General features: G+C 67.4%; 13 protein-coding genes. 9 read left to right on the top strand and 4 right to left on the bottom strand.

Translation table 11 applies throughout. The features are described from left to right. Positions 1-198: 198 nt before the first annotated feature. The 7 genes from mnmG (at position 199) to AC2EBU_RS13595 (ending at position 6,478) form a co-directional block, all read left to right on the top strand. The gene (gene mnmG, locus AC2EBU_RS13625; protein ID WP_484610980.1) at positions 199-2,184 is read left to right on the top strand and encodes a tRNA uridine-5-carboxymethylaminomethyl(34) synthesis enzyme MnmG; all 1,986 of its coding nucleotides are present in this window, start codon (positions 199-201) and stop codon (positions 2,182-2,184) included. Further along, positions 2,181-2,846, top strand: coding sequence for a 16S rRNA (guanine(527)-N(7))-methyltransferase RsmG (rsmG, locus tag AC2EBU_RS13620; RefSeq protein WP_484610979.1), 666 nt, complete (start codon positions 2,181-2,183; stop codon positions 2,844-2,846). Before mnmG ends, rsmG begins: the two co-directional genes overlap by 4 nt. A 43-nt stretch (positions 2,847-2,889) precedes the next feature. Then, on the top strand, positions 2,890-3,504 hold the full coding sequence (locus AC2EBU_RS13615; RefSeq protein WP_484610978.1) for a LysE family transporter: 615 nt from the start codon (positions 2,890-2,892) through the stop codon (positions 3,502-3,504). 39 nt (positions 3,505-3,543) lie between these two features. After that, the gene (locus tag AC2EBU_RS13610; protein WP_484610977.1) at positions 3,544-4,314 is read left to right on the top strand and encodes a ParA family protein; all 771 of its coding nucleotides are present in this window, start codon (positions 3,544-3,546) and stop codon (positions 4,312-4,314) included. Between the two features lie 78 nt (positions 4,315-4,392). Beyond that, positions 4,393-4,947 (top strand): RBBP9/YdeN family alpha/beta hydrolase, encoded by a 555-nt coding sequence (locus tag AC2EBU_RS13605; protein ID WP_484610976.1) that lies wholly within the window; start codon positions 4,393-4,395, stop codon positions 4,945-4,947. Between the two features lie 9 nt (positions 4,948-4,956). After that, positions 4,957-5,886, top strand: coding sequence for a ParB/RepB/Spo0J family partition protein (locus AC2EBU_RS13600; protein ID WP_484610975.1), 930 nt, complete (start codon positions 4,957-4,959; stop codon positions 5,884-5,886). An 85-nt stretch (positions 5,887-5,971) separates the two neighbouring features. Next, positions 5,972-6,478, top strand: a complete 507-nt coding sequence (locus AC2EBU_RS13595) for a hypothetical protein (protein ID WP_484610974.1) — start codon at positions 5,972-5,974, stop codon at positions 6,476-6,478. Between the two features lie 98 nt (positions 6,479-6,576). Here AC2EBU_RS13595 and AC2EBU_RS13590 read toward each other — a convergent pair whose 3' ends face one another. Continuing rightward, positions 6,577-8,004, bottom strand: a complete 1,428-nt coding sequence (locus AC2EBU_RS13590) for an FAD-binding oxidoreductase (RefSeq protein WP_484610973.1) — start codon at positions 8,002-8,004, stop codon at positions 6,577-6,579. A 201-nt stretch (positions 8,005-8,205) separates the two neighbouring features. Here AC2EBU_RS13590 and AC2EBU_RS13585 point away from each other — a divergent pair, with 201 nt between their 5' ends. Beyond that, a complete protein-coding gene (locus AC2EBU_RS13585) occupies positions 8,206-8,796 on the top strand; it encodes a cob(I)yrinic acid a,c-diamide adenosyltransferase (protein ID WP_484610972.1) in 591 nt (196 codons plus the stop codon). Between the two features lie 24 nt (positions 8,797-8,820). Here the strand turns inward: AC2EBU_RS13585 and AC2EBU_RS13580 are convergent, their stop codons facing one another. From AC2EBU_RS13580 to AC2EBU_RS13570, 3 genes are all read right to left on the bottom strand, one after another. Then, positions 8,821-12,831 carry a DUF7933 domain-containing protein gene (locus AC2EBU_RS13580; protein WP_484610971.1) on the bottom strand — a complete coding sequence of 1,337 codons (4,011 nt, stop codon included), beginning with the start codon at positions 12,829-12,831 and terminating at the stop codon, positions 8,821-8,823. Positions 12,832-13,050: 219 nt separating this feature from the next. Continuing rightward, positions 13,051-13,956, bottom strand: coding sequence for a DUF2817 domain-containing protein (locus tag AC2EBU_RS13575; RefSeq protein WP_484610970.1), 906 nt, complete (start codon positions 13,954-13,956; stop codon positions 13,051-13,053). Next, positions 13,953-15,119: a saccharopine dehydrogenase family protein gene (locus tag AC2EBU_RS13570; RefSeq protein WP_484610969.1), complete on the bottom strand. Its 1,167-nt coding sequence runs from the start codon at positions 15,117-15,119 to the stop codon at positions 13,953-13,955. Before AC2EBU_RS13570 ends, AC2EBU_RS13575 begins: the two co-directional genes overlap by 4 nt. A gap of 149 nt (positions 15,120-15,268) precedes the next feature. Here AC2EBU_RS13570 and AC2EBU_RS13565 point away from each other — a divergent pair, with 149 nt between their 5' ends. Next, the gene (locus AC2EBU_RS13565; RefSeq protein WP_484610968.1) at positions 15,269-18,430 is read left to right on the top strand and encodes a class I SAM-dependent DNA methyltransferase; all 3,162 of its coding nucleotides are present in this window, start codon (positions 15,269-15,271) and stop codon (positions 18,428-18,430) included. Positions 18,431-18,472 lie beyond the last annotated feature (42 nt).

The following is an 18,472-nucleotide window of genomic DNA, read 5'->3' as shown; positions in this document are numbered from 1 at the left end:
CCTGACAAGTTGGCAGTGGTCGCCCGGATCACCACGGTGATCGAAGGCGCGCATGCTGCTGCCGGGACGGGGGAGTCGGTCCTTGATGGGACAATGCCGACTTTGCGGGGTGTCGGAAGAGATCTGACATGCGGTTCCACGTGGAACCGTGACTGCTTGGCATGGCGGGGCGCTGGATCAGGGCGGGAGTTGTAGCGAATGTTGTACCCACAGGAATTTGATGTCATCGTCGTCGGCGGCGGCCATGCCGGCACGGAAGCCGCGCTGGCCGCGGCCCGCATGGGCTGCAAGACGCTGCTGCTGTCGCACAACATCGAGACGCTGGGGCAGATGAGCTGCAACCCGTCCATCGGCGGCATCGGCAAGGGGCATCTGGTCAAGGAGGTGGACGCACTCGGCGGCGCGATGGCCCTGGCCACCGACGAGGGCGGCATCCAGTTCCGCATCCTCAACAGCTCCAAGGGTCCGGCGGTGCGCGCCACCCGTGCGCAGGCCGACCGCATCCTGTACAAGGCCGCCATCCGCCGCATGCTGGAAAACCAGCCGAACCTGTGGCTGTTCCAGCAGGCGGTGGACGACCTGATGGTGGAGGGTGATGGCGACGGGGCGCGGGTGGTGGGTGCGGTGACGCAGGTGGGCATCCGCTTTCGTTGCCGCACGGTGGTGCTGACGGCGGGCACCTTCCTGGACGGCAAGATCCACGTGGGTCTCAACAACTACGCGGCCGGCCGCGCGGGTGATCCGCCCGCCGTGTCGCTCTCGGCCCGGCTCAAGGAACTGAAGCTGCCGCAGGGGCGCCTCAAGACCGGCACCCCGCCGCGCATCGACGGGCGCAGCATCGATTTCAGCCAGTGCACCGAGCAGCCCGGCGACGGCATGCCCGGTGGCGTGAACGAGGGCGCGGTGCCGGTGTTCAGCTTCATGGGCCGTGTGGCCATGCACCCGCAGCAGGTGCCGTGTTGGATCACGCACACCAATGCGCGTACGCACGAGATCATCCGCAGTGGCTTTGACCGCAGCCCGATGTTCACCGGCAAGATCGAAGGGGTGGGGCCGCGCTACTGCCCGAGTGTGGAAGACAAGATCAACCGCTTTGCCGACAAGGACAGCCACCAGATCTTTCTGGAGCCCGAGGGCCTGACGACCAACGAGTTCTACCCCAACGGCATCTCCACCAGCCTGCCGTTCGACATCCAGTACGACCTGGTGCGCAGCATGAAGGGGCTGGAAAATGCCCACATCCTGCGGCCGGGCTATGCCATCGAGTACGACTATTTCGACCCGCGCTCGCTGAAATCCAGCTTCGAGACGCAACAGATCGGCGGCCTGTTCTTTGCGGGCCAGATCAACGGCACCACCGGGTATGAAGAGGCGGCGGCGCAGGGCCTGTTTGCCGGCATCAACGCGGCGCTGCAGTGCCGCGGTTTGGGGCCGTGGCTGCCCGCGCGGGACGAGGCCTATCTGGGCGTGCTGGTGGACGACCTGGTTACCCAGGGGGTCACGGAGCCCTATCGCATGTTCACCAGCCGGGCCGAGTTTCGGCTGCAGCTGCGCGAAGACAACGCCGACATGCGCCTGACCGAGACCGGCCGGCGCCTGGGCTTGGTCGACGATGCGCGCTGGGACGCCTTCAGCCGCAAGCGCGACGCGGTTTCACGTGAAACCGAACGGCTGAAATCCACCTGGGTGAACCCGCGAAGCCTTCCGGCCGCCGAGTCCGAGCGGGTGCTGGGCAAGGCTATCGAACACGAATACAACCTGTTTGACCTGCTGCGCCGCCCGGACGTGAGTTACCCGGGTCTGATGAGCCTGGACGACGGCCGCTACCGCGGCGCGGTGGTTTCACGTGAAACACTGGGCGATCTGGTGGCGCCGGTGGTGGAACAGGTGGAGATTGCCGCCAAGTACGCTGGCTATATTGATCGCCAGCGCGACGAGGTGCAGCGCGCCGCCAACTACGAAGGCCTGAAGCTGCCAGCCGACATGGACTACCTGCAGGTGACGGCGCTGTCGATCGAGGCGCGCCAGAAGCTGCAGAAACACCGGCCAGAGACGCTGGGCCAGGCCTCGCGGATCTCGGGCATCACGCCGGCCAGTATTTCCTTGCTCCTGATTCACCTGAAAAAGGGGGGTTTCAGAGGATTTTCCGCAACCCGGGGTGACGAGCGGGGTGGTGTAGCATGACAGCGGCGTTGCGACCCGAGCTGGAAGCCGGCGCGGCGGCGCTGGGCGTGCAACTGACCAGCCGCCAGGTCGACCAGTTGCTGGACTATCTGGAACTGATGCGCAAATGGAACCAGGTCTACAACCTCACCGCGGTCCGCGAGCCGCACGCCATGCTGACCCATCATCTGCTCGACAGCCTGGCGGTAGTGCAGCCTTTGCGTCGACACACCGGAACACGGGCAGCCCGTTTGCTTGACGTGGGTGCCGGGGCTGGTCTGCCAGGGGTGGTCATCGCAATCGGTTGTCCGGAAGTCGCGGTCACCTGTGTCGACGCGGTCGCAAAGAAAGCGGCGTTCGTACAGCAGGTTGCGGCCAGCCTGACTCTGCCGAATTTGCGGGGTCTGCATGCGCGGGTCGAAACCTTGGGTGCGCGCGGCATCGCACCGTTTGATGTCATCTCCTCACGGGCCTTTGCCACACTCGCCGATTTTGTGAGCGGCTCCGAGGCGGCACTCGCCGAAGGGGGTTGCTGGTTGGCCATGAAGGGGCGACACCCCGGAGAAGAAATCGCGGCACTGCCCGCGGGTATTGAGGTGTTTCACGTGGAACCGCTACAGGTGCCAGACCTTCATGCCGAGCGCTGTGTGATCTGGATGCGCAAAGCGCCAGTGTCCGGTTAGCCGGTAACGTAAACTCGTCGCTCCCACCAATCCAGGATTTGTGATGTTCGGCATCTCGGACTACGGCGCATTCGTTGCCGCCATGATTGTGTTTCTGCTGATCCCCGGCCCGGGCAATCTGGCGCTCATCACCTCCACCAGCAAAGGCGGTGTGGCCGGTGGCATGGGCGCCACCCTGGGGGTGATCGCCGGTGACCAGGTCCTGATGTGGATGGCGGTGGCGGGCGTCGCGGCCTTGCTGGCCACCTATCCCGCGGCCTTTGCCGCAGTGCAGTGGCTGGGCGCAGCCTACCTGGCCTGGCTGGGGTTCAAGATGCTGGTTGCCAAACCCGGCAGTGCACCCGTGCTGCATATCAGGCCCAGCCACTATTTCCAGCAGGCCTTTGCCATCACTTTGCTGAACCCCAAGGCCATCGTCTTTTACATGGCGTTCTTTCCGCTGTTCATCGATCCGGCGCGTCACCAGGGTCTGCTGACCTTCGGTGTCCTGGCCGCCACCATTGCTGTCCTGGCCTTCCTCTACGGGCTGGTCGTCGTGTTGCTCACGCATTTCCTGGCCGAGCGACTGCGCGCCAGTCCGGTCATCGGCCGAGTGCTCGAAAAAATCGCCGGCGTGTTCCTGATCGGCTTTGGCATCAGGCTGGTCTGGTCCAAATAGCCGGCACAAGCCCTTTTTCTCTTTCACCCGAGAGGACCCATGGCCAAGATATTCTGCGTTGCCAACCAGAAGGGCGGTGTCGGCAAGACCACCACCACCGTCAACCTTGCCGCCGGACTGGCCACGGTGGGGCAGCGCGTGCTGATGATCGACCTCGACCCGCAGGGCAATGCCACCATGGGCTCGGGGGTGGACAAGCGCAAGATGCCGCTGAGCGTGTATGACGTGCTGCTGGAGTCGGCCTCGATCCGCGAAGCTGCAGTGCTGTCGGAGAAATGTGGCTATCACGTGCTCGGCGCCAATCGCGAGCTGGCGGGCGCCGAGGTCGAGCTGGTGGCGCTGGACCATCGCGAAAAACGCCTGAAGACCGCCTTGTCCGAGGTGGCGGACGACTACGACTTCGTGCTCATCGACTGCCCGCCGTCCCTGAGCCTGCTGACCCTGAACGGGCTGTGCTCGGCCCATGGGGTCGTCGTGCCGATGCAGTGCGAGTACTTCGCCCTCGAAGGCTTGACCGATCTGGTCAACACCATCAAGCAGGTCCATGCCAACCTCAACCGCCAATTGCAGATCATCGGTCTGTTGCGGGTGATGTTTGATCCGCGCATTACCTTGCAGCAGCAGGTCAGTGACCAGCTCAAGGCCCACTTTGGCGACAAGGTGTTCGATACCGTGATCCCGCGCAACGTCCGCCTGGCCGAAGCGCCCAGCTACGGCTTGCCCGGCGTAGTGTTCGATCCGGCCGCCAAAGGCAGCCAGGCCTTTGTGGAATTCGCCCGCGAAATGGTCGAACGGGTCCGGCGGGGGTGACTTTGACCCATTATTTGCCAGTACCCAGCGCAAAACAGTCTTGCTTTGCTATGATTTTCAAACCCCCAGGAGCCGCCGATGGTCGCGGTTGATCCCGGCGCGGCCACGGTGTTGCTGCTGCCCGGCTGGCAGGACAGTGGCCCTGGTCACTGGCAGACCCGGTGGGAGCAGTCGTTCGGCTACACGCGGGTGCAACAGCACGACTGGATGCGGCCGCTGCGCGGCGACTGGACGGTGCGGCTGGAGGAAGTCGTGCTGCAGACGCCGGGCCCGCTGGTGCTGGTCGCGCACAGCCTGGGCTGTCTGCTGACGGCCTGGTGGGCGGCGCACAGCCGCAACCACCACCGGGTGCGCGGAGCCTTGCTGGTCGCGCCACCGGAAATCGGCCGCGCCGATCTCGCCGCATTGATTCCGGGCTGGAGCCCGATTGCCCGCCAGCGCCTGCCGTTTGCCAGCGTGCTGGTCGCCAGCAGTGACGACCCCTACGGTTCCCTGGCCCATGCCGGCGGACTGGCGGCCGACTGGGGCAGCACCTTCTACCATCTTGGCCCCTGCGGCCATATCAACGCCGATTCCGGGTTGGGCGACTGGCCGGATGGCCAGGCCCTGCTGGCCGATCTGCTGACGAACTGAGGAGACACCATGGTCACCAAGAAACCCAAAGGCCTCGGCCGCGGCCTCGACGCCCTGTTGGGCCCGCGCGTCGAGCCGAACACCGACCCGCAAGGAGGCGACGTCCCGGCGGAGCGTACCAGTGAACTGTCGCTGGACGATCTGGTGCCGGGTGTCTACCAGCCGCGCACCCGCATGGACGAAGGGGCCTTGTACGAACTGGCCGAGTCGATTCGTGCCCAGGGCATCATGCAGCCCATTCTTGTTCGCCGTCTGGCCGGCGGCGACAACGCCGGGCGCTACGAAATCATTGCCGGCGAGCGGCGTTTCCGTGCCGCCCGCCTGGCCGGGCTGGAGCGGGTGCCGGTACTGGTGCGCGACGTGCCCGACGAAGCCGCCGCCGCGATGGCGCTGATCGAGAACATCCAGCGGGAAGACCTCAACCCCCTGGAGGAAGCGCAGGGCCTGCAGCGCCTGGTCAAGGAATTCGGACTGACCCATGAACAGGCAGCGCAGGCGGTGGGCCGCTCGCGCAGCGCGGCCAGCAACCTGCTTCGCCTGCTCAATCTGGCCGAGCCGGTGCAGACCATGCTGATGGCCGGCGATATCGACATGGGCCACGCCCGGGCCCTGCTGGCGCTGGACAAAGCGGCACAGATCACGGCAGGCAACCAGATCGCAGCACGCAAGCTCTCCGTGCGCGAAGCCGAAAGCCTGGTGAAAAAGCTGGGTGCCGAATTCAACCTGATGCCGCAAAAACCCAAGAAAGAAAAGTCCCGGGACCTGCGCCGTCTGGAGGAAGAACTCTCGGACCTGCTGACCGCCGAAGTCGAAATCCGGGTCAAGAAGCGGGTCAAGCGCCACGGCCGGATCGAAGAAATGGGCGAACTGGCGGTGCAGTTCGGTTCCCTGGAGGCCCTGAACGGCCTGATCGACCAGTTGCGCGCCGGGCGGGGCTGATCGGGCGGGCCCCCCAATCCGGGGAGTGACGCCCGGCGGTCGAACCGCTAGGCTCGTCCGGGTTCCATCTTCAGAAAGTCCGACCGTGAAACATGTCTCCCTCCTTCTCTTGCTCCTGTCCGCCAGTGCCGCGGTGTCCGCCCAGACCCCGATCGAGCGGGTCAAGCTGACCGACAACGACCTGAGCTGCCAGCAGGTCTACGGTGAAATCACCCAGATGGATGCCGTGATCGGCCGCGCGAACCAGCCTGTGGCGGCCGCGCCGGTGGCCGACCCCAGCGCCGGCCAGGGTGCCGCCGTTGCCGGTGCCGTCGCCGGGGCGGTGGCCCAGCAGGCCATGGTCAACGCGGCAGCACGCAGTGGCTTCGGCTTCGGTGGTTTCGGCAGCGGCGCCGGTGCCATCGGCGGCCTCTTCGGCGGTCTGGCACAACAGGCCGTTGCGCAGCAGGCCGCCGGCCAGCAGGCGGCGGCCGCCGCCGGGGCGCAGCTGGCCGCTCAGCAGGCGCAGCAGGCCCAGGGCCGCAAGGACCACCTGACCGGGCTGTTCCTGTCCAAAGGCTGCAAGATGAGCGACATCCAGAAACAGGGATGAACCCGCGCTGCGCTGCATTGTGGTGCGGCAGCCCATCGGTCAGCAAAAAGCCCGGCAGTGCCGGGCTTTTTTTCGGGACGACGTGCCGCCGGCGGCGCTCAGAGGCTGAAGATCTTGCCGGGGTTGAGAATGTTCTTCGGGTCCAGCGCCTGCTTGATGGCCCGCATCAGGTCAATGGTGCCGACACCGGCCTCGTCGCGCAGAAACCCCATCTTGTGCAGGCCCACCCCGTGCTCGCCGGTGCAGGTGCCACCCAGCGCCAGTGCGTGGTTGACCAGCCGGTGGTTGAGGTCTTCGGCCAACTGCCGTTCGGCGGCGCTGTCGGGGTCAATCAGGTAGCCCATATGGAAGTTGCCGTCGCCGACATGGCCGACAAGAAAGTAGGGCAGGCCGCTGGCTTCGGCCTCGTGCACGCTGGTGACCACGGCCTCGGCCAGCTGCGAAATGGGCACACAGGCGTCGGTGGTGATGGCCTTGCAGCCGGGCTTGCTCTGCAGCGCGGCAAAAAAAGCGTTGTGCCGGGCGGTCCACAGCCGGGTGCGCTCTTCCGGCGTGCTGGCCCATTCGAAGGATTCCCCGCCGTGACTGGCGGCAATTTCCTGCACCGTCTCGGCCTGTTCGCGCACACCGGCGGGGGAGCCGTGAAACTCCATCAGCAGCAGCGGCTCCTCGCGCAGTCCCAGGCGGGAATGGGCGTTGACCGCACGCACCGTGTTGGCGTCGATCAGTTCCACCCGCGCGATCGGCACACCCATCTGTATCGTCTCGATGGTGGTGTTGACGGCGTCGGCGACCGACGGGAAGGAACAGATCGCTGCCGACACCGCCTCGGGCAGCGGATACAGGCGCAGCGTCACCTCGGTGATGATGCCCAGCGTGCCCTCGCTGCCGACGAACAGCCGCGTCAGGTCGTATCCGGCCGATGACTTGCGCGCCCGGGTGCCGGTGCGCACCACGTCGCCACCGGCGGTGACCACCTCCAGCGCCAGCACGTTTTCGCGCATCGTGCCGTAGCGCACGGCGTTGGTACCGCTGGCCCGGGTGGCCGACATGCCACCCAGCGTGGCGTCCGCGCCCGGATCGATCGGGAAAAAGAGGCCGGTGGATTTGATTTCGTCATTGAGCTGCTTGCGGGTCACGCCCGCCTGCACGGTCACGGTCAGGTCCTGCGGGTGAACGGCCAGCACCCGGTTCATGCGCCCCAGGTCGATGCTGATGCCCCCTTGTACCGCCAGCAGGTGCCCTTCGAGGGACGAGCCCACACCGAAAGGAATCACCGGCACCTCATGGGCGGCGGCCAGGCGCACCGCGTCGGCCACATCCTGCGTCGACTCGGCAAACACCACGGCGGCCGGCGGCGGCACCGTGGTGAAGGCCGATTCGTCCCGCCCGTGCTGCTCGCGCACCGCCAGGGCGGTCGAGCACCGGGCGCCAAACCGATGCGCAAGGGCGTCGAGCAGGGCCGGCGGAATCGGGCGGGTTGCAATCTGGGGGCTCAGCGCGGACAGGTCGGCAGGGGCGTTCACGGGCAGGTCTCCGGTCGGTACGGGTCAGGTCGCAGTGTACGTCGGTTGGGCGGACAAGTCGACGCTATTGAAATAATAGCTATGAACGACTGAAATACGCTGGGTATGGGCAGAAATCGTTCCGAAAACCTGCCGAAAACCCCGATCCGGCCCCCGCGCGCCGCCCCGGCGGACAATAGAGGCATTGCAAGGAGCGCAGCCATGGCCAATCGCCTGACCCAGATCGCAACCCGCACCGGTGACGACGGCACCACCGGGCTGGGTGACAACACCCGTGTTTCCAAGAACAGCCTTCGTGTCCACGCCATGGGCGATGTCGACGAACTCAACTCCCATATTGGCGTGCTGTTGTGTGAGCCCCTGCCGGAGCCGGTGCGCGAGCTGCTGGTCGAGATCCAGCACCAGTTGTTCAATCTGGGCGGCGAGCTGTCCATTCCAGGCTTCGAGCTGCTCCAGCCGCAGGCGCTGGCCACGCTGGACGACGCTCTGGCGCACTACAACGCGCAGCTGCCGCGCCTGCAGGAATTCATCCTTCCCGCCGGCACCCGCGCCGCCGCGCAAGCCCATGTCTGCCGCACGGTGGCCCGCCGGGCCGAGCGGGCCGTGGTCGCGCTGGGCGCGCAGGACGCGCTCAAAGACACCCCGCGCCAGTACCTCAACCGCCTGAGCGACCTGATGTTCGTGCTCGCCCGGGTGCTCAATCGCCACCGCAGCGACGGCCTGCAAGGTGACGACGTCTACTGGCGCAGCGCCCGCCTGGCGCGTGCGGCGCAGGAGCCCGACGCCGGCTGAGCGCCACCCGCCCGCCCGGCGAATTCACTCGCCGGTGGCGGTGACGGTGCAGCCCAGCGAGAAACTGACCGAACTGGATGCCGGCAGTGTCGGCACCAGGTAACCGGCGCCTTGCAACGTCGGCACATCCAGCGGGCCCGCCGGACAGACGGCGCCGCCGCTGGCGCTGCAACTCAGGGTCGTGCAGTCCAGACCGCTGGCCGCCGGGTCCACCACGGTGGTGCCGGCCCCGGACGCCGGCCCCAGGTTGGTGACGGTGATGACGTAGGTGGTGGACTGGCCGGCGGTCAGCGTGGTTTCGCTGTTGGTTTTGGTCACTTCCAGGTGCGCCGACGGCGTCACGGTCAGCGAGGCAGTCGCCGCGGGCGCCGAACCGGCGTTGACGGTGTCCAGCACCGAGGTGGTGTTGAGGTACAGGCCGGGCGTGGGGGCCAGCACCACCACGCTGAACGCACAGGTACCGGAGGCCGCAAGGCTGCCGCCGGTAAGCCGGATGCCGACATCCGCTGCCGCCAGCGCGCCGCCGCCGCTGTCCTGCAAGGTCCCGCCACAGGTATTGCTGGTGGTCAGCGGGCTGGCCACCGTCATGGTGCCGGGGCTGCCGGGAAAGGCATCGGTCACCGCGGGTGACGCCAGGTTGACCACGGTGGTGTTGGGGTTGCTGAGGGTGATCGTCAGCACGGCCGTTCCCGTGCCACCACTGAGAATCGTGGCGGGACTGATGGATTTGCTCTGGCTCGGCGCCGCCAGCACGGTCAGCGTGGCGGTGTTGGACGGCGCGCTCGCGGTGGGCAGCAGTGTGGTGATGACCCCGGAGCTCTGGTTCGGATAGACCCCGACGGCACCGGCATTGACCAGCAGTGCCACCGTGCATGAGCCGGCCGCCGGAATGGTCAACCCGGTGATCGCCAGGCTGGTCGCGCCCGCGGTGAGCAGATTGCCCGATGCGCCGACACAACTGCCCGCGGCCGGGCCGCTGAGCGTGACGGTCAGGCCGGCGGGCAGGCTGTCGGTGAACTGCGCGCCGGTCAGGCCGCCGGGCAGCAGCGCCGCCGAATTCGGGTTGCCCAGGGTGAAGGTCAATGTGGACGGCTGCGCCGAGGCCAGCGAGGTCGGGTTGAAGGACTTCGCAATCGTCGGTGGTGCCAGCACGCGCAACCGGGCGGTGGCCGGATCGGGGTTGGTGCTGCCCTCCAGGGTGGTCACCGAGCCGGGCGGGATGACGTTGTCCACCGTGCCGGCGGTGACACTGGTCACCACCACCGACAGGGTACAGACACTGCCTGCGGGAAAGTTGCCGCCGTTCAGGCGCACGCTGGTGTCCCCGGCGTTCAGCGCGCCGCCGGCGCCGTCGGTCAGGCTGCTGGCCGCGCAGCTGTTGGTCGACACGCCGGAGGCCAGCGTCACACCGGCGGGCAGGTTGTCGGTGAAGGTATTGGTCGGGGTGCCGGTACGCGCCACGTCGTTGGTGTTGAGCACCGCAATCACCAGCGTCGCCGTGCCGCCCTGCACGATGGTGTCCGGCTGGAAGTATTTGCTGATGCCGACGTTGCGCAGCACCGTCAGGGTTGCCGAGGGCGCGTTGTCATTGGTGACACCCTGGGCGCTGGTCAGCTGACTGACGGGGATGTTGTTGGTCAGGTTGCCATCCTGCAGGCCGGTGACCACCACGGTGACATTGCAGACCGAGTTCGCCGCGATGCTGGCCCCGGAAAAACTCACCGAGCCGGCCAGCGGCACCGCGACAAAGGTGGCGCTGGTGCACCCGGCGCCGGTGAAACTCGGGTTGGGGGTGGCGGCCAGCGCCATGCCGGTCGGCATCACGTCGGTCAGTGCCACATTGCTAAGGGCCAGCGCGCCCGGATTGTTGTTGGCGATGGTGATCTGCAAGGTCGATGTGGCTCCCCCGTTGATGCTGGTCGGCAGGAAGGATTTGTTGAGCGTGACCGGTGCGCCGCTGGAAACGCGCGTCAGCGTCGCCGACGCCGCGGCCCGGCTGCGCACCCCTTCGGCCGTCGTGACGCTGCCGGAAATGATGGTGTTGGTGGCGGCACCGGTGCCCGCCGGCGCCTGAATCGTCACGGCCACCACACAGCTGCTGGTGCCGGCCGGCAGGAAACCCCCGCCCAGGTTGAAGGTGGCCGAGCCGGCGTTGGCGGTCACCGTGCCGCCGCAGGTGCTGAAGACATCGGGCGGCGCCGCGACCGTGTGCCCGGCGGGCAGGTTGTCGATGAACGACAGGTTGGTAAAAGGCGGCGCGCCGTTCGCGTGGTTGATGGTGACCGTCAGCCGCGACGTGCCCGACGGCGTGATCGTGGCCGGCGAAAACGCTTTGGCCGCCGTCAGGGCCGCGTTGATGGTCAGCGCCGCGGTCGCGGTGTTTTCATTGTTGCCCACCGAGGTCACCAGGCTGTCCGGAGGCAGCGTATTGGTGCGGTTGCCGCCCAGGCCGTTCGGTTCGGCCTGGACGGGCACGGTGATCTGGCAGTTGCCGGAGGCCGGAATGGTGCCACCGGTCAGACTGATGGTGGTGGTACCCGCCGTCGCCGTGAGCGTACCGCCGCAGTTGGTGGTGGGGGTCGGTGTGGCGGCGATCCGCACCGCCAGGTTGCCCATGGTCAGCAGGTTGTCAGTGAAACTGGTGATGGCCGCTGGCACCCCGCCGGCATTGTTGAGGGTGATGGTCAGCAGGCTGGTGCCGGTGTGCACCACCGTGGCCGGTGCGAAAGCCTTGCTCACCGACACCGGCGAGGGCGGTATGACCCGCAGCGTGGCCGAGGCTGCTCCGTGGCTGAGCGGGATGGCACCGAAGCTGCCGGCGGCAATGGTGTTGGGATAGTTGCCCGCCGTGGGCGCGGTCACCTGCACCACAATGGCGCAACTGGCCGAGCCGCTGGAATTGGGGTCGGTGACAGCGGGAATCGTTCCCCCGGTCAAGGTCACGGTACCGGACGGAAAGCTGTTGAGGCTGCCGCCGCAACTGTTGCTCAGCAGGCTTTGCACCGTCACACCGGCCGGCATGGCGTCGGTGAAGTCCACGGCGGTCGCGGTAAAGAGGTTGCGGTTGGTCAGGGTCAGCGTCAGGGTCGAAAGGCCACCCTCGGTGATGGTGGAGGGCGAAAACACCTTGCCCACCGCACCGCCGGTGCGCAGGTTGACGGTGCCGCTGATGGCGGCGCTGTTGGTCACGCCTTCGGCGGTGCTCACCCCGCCGGCCGTGATGCTGTTGGTGACGCCACCGTTGCTGATGCCCCCGTCCGTGGTCGGCCGAAAGACGAAACTGATCGAGCAGCTGCCACTGACCGGAATGGTGCCGCCGGTCAGCCGCAGGCCGGTGTCACCATCGTCGAGCGCGCCGCCGCCGAGGTCCAGCACCGAACCGCCGCAGCTGTTGGTCACCAGGCCGCCAGTGCCGATGCGCAGCGACGCCGGCAAGGTGTCGGTGAACCCCACGTTGGTCAGTGCAATCGCGTTGCTGTTGGACAGGGTGATGACAAAAGCCCGGGTGCCGCCGCCGTGCAGGTCGGTGTCCACCGCCACCGCCTTCGTGCCGGTCGGCCGAGCCAGCGGGTTGACCGTCATGGTGGCGAGCGCGTCCGCTTCGGCGATGATCGGCCCGGGCGCGTTGGCCGTCACGTCGGTGCGCACCAGGGTGTTGACATGGGTTCCCGGTGACAGCGCGGTCACCACCGCCGCCACCGAACAGGCGCCACTGACCGAGCCGCTGGCATTGGGCACGGTGCCGCCGGTCAGCGTCAGCTGGGTTCCGGTGGCGGTGGCCGTGCCGCCGCAGGAGTTGGACAACACGGCGCTCACGGACATGCCTGCCGGCATGGTGTCGGTGAAGCTGGCGGCGGTGGCCGAGTTGACCGGGTCGCTGTTGAAAATCGAAATGATCAGCGTGGCGGTCTGGCCGACATTGCGGTTGATCGGGTTGTAGGACTTGTTGGTATCGATCACCGCGTGGGCCGACCACGAAGCCATCAGCAGCCAGGCCAGAGCCAGCCAGCGCAGCAGTCGGGCAAAAGCGTTCATGATGTCCTTGTCGGATGGGCGGGCAAGCGGCCGCACAGGCCCAGGCGGCGGCGGTTTGTGCTCGCGCGATGCTATCCAGATTGCACCGCGCGCGTTGCGCTGAACGAACGCGAAGTGCAACCAAACGTGAACTTTTGCCGTTCTGGCCGATGGTGTGGCGCCGGTGTTCGCGCAGGGCAGGGGGACGGCGTGCCCTGCCCCGTCGGAAAAGCGCTTTTTTCAGCGGGCTGACGGTGTCATGAGCCGCTCGCTCATCCAGCGCAGCAAGTCCACCCACATCTGGCGCATTTCGGCGTCCAGCGGCGTGCGCTGGGCATGGGGCAGTTCCACCGTGACCACCGGGATGCCCTTGTGTACCCCGCCGAAGTTGCCCAGACTGCCCGGGTAGATGCCCACCTGGTCCAGATACAGCCGGCCCAGGCGCTGCGGTGGCGCCATCGGGCCGTCAAAGTCCAGCACCCCGAACGGCGCGTGAATGCTGACGATCAGGTGCGGCGCAAACCGGGTCATTTCCTCGTGCAGGTAGCGGCTTTCCGGTTCCGACAAGGGTTTCGGGCCGGGCCAGCGGCGCGGGTCCTTGCCGGTACGGCGCTCCCAGTACTGCGGCGCCTCGCGTTCCCAGCGGGGGGTAGGGAAGTTGCGGTTCAGGTCCACGCCGTTGGCATTGACCCGGCGCGGCGGCTGGCGGATCAGTCCGTCGGGGTTCAGCGCCGGAATGAAGCGCCAGTGCACCGCCTGCGGCAGCGCGAAGCCGCCGCTCTCGGCCAGGCGCAACCAGTGCAGCGCGACCGAACTCGACGACAGCTCATCGCCGTGAATGCCGCCCACCACCAGCACGCGTAGCCGCGCGTCCGGCGCCGGCAGATCGCGCACCAGCAAGGCCCGGCCCTGGACCGAGCGCGCCGGGCCCGGCGTCAGCGCGGCGTCGCGGCACAAGGCGGCGTTCACATTGGGCAAACGGCGCACCAGATCGTGGCACTGGGCGGCCACCGGGTCCGGTAGCGCCGGTTTGGGGTCTATCTGGGGCATACCCAGCGCAAAAAGGTGCGTTGTTGCTACAAAACAAATAGCAACGACGCGGCCGATCCGGCCCCCGGGGTGGCGCTGCAGGACGTGTGAGCTCATGCCTCCACTGTAAACCGCAGCCCGGCGTGCTCCTGCAAACGGGCCACCAGCGCGGTGCCCAATGCCGACGCGGGCGTCCAGATGCCGCCGGGCGTGGCCGATTCGAGCAGGCAGACGGCGGCCTCGGCGATCATCTTCGAGGTCGAGCCATAGCCGGGGTCGCGGTCGCCGGTGACGCCCACGCGCACCTGGTGGCCGGCGGTGTCTTCGCCCAGGAACAGCACGTCGTAGTGGCCGGCCTCGCGCTCGGCGCGCGACGGGCCTTCGCCGGGTTTCGGGCCGCCCTCGGCACCCAGCGACTTGTCGGCTGCCACGGCGTGGGCGAATGCCTCGCCTTTTTCGCCCGCGCCGGTGATGAGCATCTCGTCGTAGACCAGGTCGGCGCCCCAGGCATGGCCGAGCAGGAAGTTGGAGCGGTGCACGTTGCGGGTGTTGATGGCCGCCATCACAAACGGTGCCACCCACAGGCCCAGCGCCTCGTCCAGCATGGGCTTGGCGCCCGAGGGCTGGCGCGGCCCTTCGAAGCCGGGCGTCAGCGCGAACGGGTTGCGCAGCAGGTCCAGCACGCCCGGTTTCGTGGCGGCGGCGGCCATCGTCGCCTTCAGGCTGGCGGCGGTGCCACCCGAGAAGGTGCCTTTCATCTTGCGCACCCGTCCGCGCACCCGGCTGGCCGGGTGGCCGTGGCGCGCTTTCATCTCGTTTTGCAGCACCAGCATACCCAGATCGAACGGAATCGAGTCGAAGCCGCAGGAGAACACGATGCGCGCGCCGCTGGCCCGGGCCTGGGCTTCGTGCGCGTCGATCATGGTGCGCATCCAGGCCGGCTCGCCACACAGGTCCACATAGTCCACGCCGCTGGCCGCGCAGGCGGCGACCAGCTCGTTGCCATACAGCTGGTAGGGGCCCACGGTGGTCAGCACCAGCCGGGTCTGGGCCATCAGCGCCGCCAGGCTGGCCGGGTCGGCGCTGTCGGTCACCACCAGCGGCGTGTCGGCCGGTGCGCCCACCTCGTCACGCACGGCGGCCAGCTTGTCGGCGCTGCGCCCGCCCATGGCCCAGCGCAGGCCGCTGCCGGCCGGGTAGCGCTGCAGCAGATATTCCACCACCAGCCGGCCGGTGAAACCGGTGGCGCCGTGGACAACAAGATCAAAGGGTTTGGACATGGCGGGCCTTGCAGAACGTAAAGCGCCGCAGTGTGCCCCGGCGGCGCCGGCCCCGTCAGTCGTGTGGGTGTCAGGCGGCGCGCGCCACGCCGCCTACCTGCGTTCGCCGGGCCGCTTTGTACACTCGACCAGTCGCCGGCGCCTTGGCAGTGACCCGTGCCGGAGACGCCACCCACCGCCCGCGCGGCCGCCTGGCCGCGCCGGCACCCGAGCCCAGCCACCCGTTTGTCCCGGAGGCATCCGCCCGCATGACGCCACAGGAATTCATCGCCAAATGGGGCGCCCCGGACGGCACCCCGGGCCCGGCCTACTTCCTCAACGAAGAGCAGGGCGCACAAAGCCACTTTCTGGACCTGTGCGAGCTGCTGGACGTGCCCAAGCCCGGCAGCGCCGAGGGTTACCGGTTCGAGGAAAAGAGCCAGATCATCGGCGGGCGCACCGGCTACGCCGATGTGTGCCTGCCCGGTGTGTTCGCCTGGGAGAACAAGGCGCCGGGCAAAAATCTGGACGCCGCGCTGCAGCAGCTGCTCACCTACAGCCTGGCGCTGAACAACCCGCCGCTGCTGGTGGTGTCCGACCGGCTCACCACCCGCATCCACACCCGCTTCACCGGGCACCCCAGCGAAACGCACGAGGTGCGCATCGGCGAGCTGGACCAGCCCGACAAGCGCGCCCTGCTGCGCCGGGTGTGGACCGACCCGCACAGCTTTCGCCCGCGCAAGACCAGCCGCGACATCACCGAAGCGGCCGCGCGCAGCTTCGCCACGCTGGCCGAGCAGCTGCGCGGGCGCGGCCACCACCCCGACACGGTGGCGCACTTCCTCACGCAGTGCCTGTTCTGCTTCTTCGCTGAAGACGTGGGCCTGCTGCCCGGGCGGATGTTCGAGCGCCTGGTGGGCAACCGCCAGCTCACCAGCGAGCGGCTCACCGCCGGGCTGGGCAGCCTGTTTGCCACCATGCGCGACGGCGGCCTGTACGGCCCCGACGACATCCCCTGGTTCAACGGCGGGCTGTTCAAGCGCGTCGAGGTGCCGAAACTGGAAATCCTCGACATCACCGAGCTGCGCAACGCCGCCGGCCTGAACTGGAGCGCCATCGACGTCTCCATCTTCGGCACCCTGTTCGAACGCGGGCTGGACCCGGCCAAACGCAGCCAGCTCGGCGCCCACTACACCGACCCGGCCACCATCCAGCGGCTGATCGAGCCCGTCGTCGAGCGCCCGCTGCACCAGCTCTGGGAGCAGGAAAAGACCGCGCTGGAGGGGCTGCTGGCCAAAAGCGCCCGCAAGAACGACAAACACCACCGTGCCGCCCGCGAGCGCTTCATCCTGTGGCTGGAGCGCCTGAAGGCCTACCGCGTGCTGGACCCGGCCTGCGGCAGCGGCAACTTCCTGTTCATGGGGCTGAAGGCGCTGAAGGACATCGAGCACCGCTGCCACCTGGACGCCGCCGCCCTGGGGCTGGACCGCGAGGCCGACCTGGTGACCGGCCCGCACAACGTGCTGGGCATCGAGCTCAACGAATACGCGGCCGAGCTGGCCCGCGTGACGGTCTGGATCGGCGAGCTGCAATGGCGCCTGGCCCACGGCTATCCCTTCAAGACCAACCCGGTGCTGGAGCCGCTGGACCACATCGAGTGCCGGGACGCGTTGCTGGCGTTTGCGGCGCCTGCGCAATCGGCCGCGGGCTGCGCTCCCACGGAGGCGCCCTGGCCCCAGGCGGACGTGGTGATCGGTAATCCGCCGTTTCTGGGCGTCAGCCGAAAGCGCGGCGAACTCGGGGAGGATTACACCCGCGCACTGGACGCCGTCTATGCGCCTGGCGTACCGGGCGGCGCTGACCTCGTGTGTTACTGGTTCGCCAAGGCGCTGAAAGCCATCGAGAGCAACCATCTGAACGCTGCAGGACTCGTGGCCACCAACTCGATTCGAGGCGGAGCCAATCGCAAGGTACTGGAGGCCATCGTCGAGCGGAGCACCATCTTCGACGCCTGGAGCGATGAGCCCTGGGTGAACGAGGGCGCGGCGGTTCGCGTTTCTCTGGTGTGTTTTGGTCCCGAGGGGGCCGCTCGGCTGAATGGTGCCGATGTTCCCCAGATTTATGCTGACCTCACCGCGCCACAGGTCGCTGGTGACTCGCTGAACGTCAGTCTGGCAGCGTCGCTGCCTTCCAATCTGGGCGCCAGCTTCCAGGGCGCGTCCAAGAAAGCCAAGTTTGAAATCGACGCGGCATTGGCGCGCCAGTGGCTGCGACTGCCCAACCCGAACGGTCGCCCCAACAGCGACGTGCTCAAACCCTGGGCCAACGGCTTCGAACTCAGCCGGGGACCGCAACACCAGTGGATCATTGACTTTGGAATAGTCATCCCTGAAGCAGACGCGGCTCTGTATGAACAACCGTTTTCGTACGCAACGCTTCATGTCAAGCCGGAGCGAATTACGAACAACCGCGAGGCCTACCGCAAGTATTGGTGGCGCTTCGCGGAAGCACGTCCAGGATTGCGGTCGGCATTGGCCACATTGCCTCGTTTCATTGCGACGGTCGCCCACTCCAAACACCGTTTCTTCGTATGGTTGCCCGTCACCACCTCGCCGGACCAAGCCCTCATCACCATCGCCCGCGCCGACGACACGACCTTCGGCATCCTGCACAGCCGCTTCCATGAGCTCTGGTCGCTGCGCATGGGCACCTCGCTGGAAGACCGGCCGCGCTACACCCCCACCACCTGCTTCGAAACCTTCCCTTTCCCCGCCGGCCTGACGCCCGCCGACACCGCGCACCAGCGCACCGAGGTGCTGGAAGGCGGCGCGGTGATCCCGGCAGGGCTGGCGGACATGATTTCTGATCAAAAAGGGCCGATACCCAGCGTCAATGGGTCATCTGTTGCTATTAAAACAGGATCGATCCGGGCCGCGGCGGTGGCGATTGCGCAGGCGGCGCGGCGTCTGGACACCTTGCGCGAAGCCTGGCTCAACCCGCCCGAGTGGACGCAGCGCGTGCCCGAGGTGGTGCCGCTGGGCCTGGACACCAGCCCCTACCCCGACCGCATCGAGCCCAAACCCGGCCTGAGCGAGGCCGACCTGCAGGCGCTGAAAAAGCGCACGCTCACCAACCTCTACAACCAGCGCCCGGCCTGGCTGGCCATGGCCCACCAGCAGCTTGACGCCGCCGTGGCCGCCGCCTACGGCTGGGCCGACGACACGCCCGCGATGCCCGACGATGAAATCCTCCGCCGGCTGCTGGCGCTGAACCGGGCGCGGGCGGCGACGGCCGGTCCGCAGGACGGGAGCCCGGATGAAGCCGGTCTTTAGCTTTTATTAGCTTTTTGCTAACATTGCCAGGAAGCCCAGCCA

Source organism: Curvibacter sp. T50 (genome assembly GCF_057219955.1).
Note: the sequence above shows the minus strand (reverse complement) of the source record. Positions and strands in the feature narration are given on the sequence as shown.

What these genes read in the sequence shown, in the direction of transcription:
- mnmG (WP_484610980.1), top strand. Translation starts at nt 199, where the DNA reads ATGTTGTACCCACAGGAATTTGATGTCATCGTCGTCGGCGGCGGCCAT.
- rsmG (WP_484610979.1), top strand. Translation starts at nt 2,181, where the DNA reads ATGACAGCGGCGTTGCGACCCGAGCTGGAAGCCGGCGCGGCGGCGCTG.
- AC2EBU_RS13615 (WP_484610978.1), top strand. Translation starts at nt 2,890, where the DNA reads ATGTTCGGCATCTCGGACTACGGCGCATTCGTTGCCGCCATGATTGTG.
- AC2EBU_RS13610 (WP_484610977.1), top strand. Translation starts at nt 3,544, where the DNA reads ATGGCCAAGATATTCTGCGTTGCCAACCAGAAGGGCGGTGTCGGCAAG.
- AC2EBU_RS13605 (WP_484610976.1), top strand. Translation starts at nt 4,393, where the DNA reads ATGGTCGCGGTTGATCCCGGCGCGGCCACGGTGTTGCTGCTGCCCGGC.
- AC2EBU_RS13600 (WP_484610975.1), top strand. Translation starts at nt 4,957, where the DNA reads ATGGTCACCAAGAAACCCAAAGGCCTCGGCCGCGGCCTCGACGCCCTG.
- AC2EBU_RS13585 (WP_484610972.1), top strand. Translation starts at nt 8,206, where the DNA reads ATGGCCAATCGCCTGACCCAGATCGCAACCCGCACCGGTGACGACGGC.
- AC2EBU_RS13580 (WP_484610971.1), bottom strand. Translation starts at nt 12,831, where the DNA reads ATGAACGCTTTTGCCCGACTGCTGCGCTGGCTGGCTCTGGCCTGGCTG.
- AC2EBU_RS13575 (WP_484610970.1), bottom strand. Translation starts at nt 13,956, where the DNA reads ATGAGCTCACACGTCCTGCAGCGCCACCCCGGGGGCCGGATCGGCCGC.
- AC2EBU_RS13570 (WP_484610969.1), bottom strand. Translation starts at nt 15,119, where the DNA reads ATGTCCAAACCCTTTGATCTTGTTGTCCACGGCGCCACCGGTTTCACC.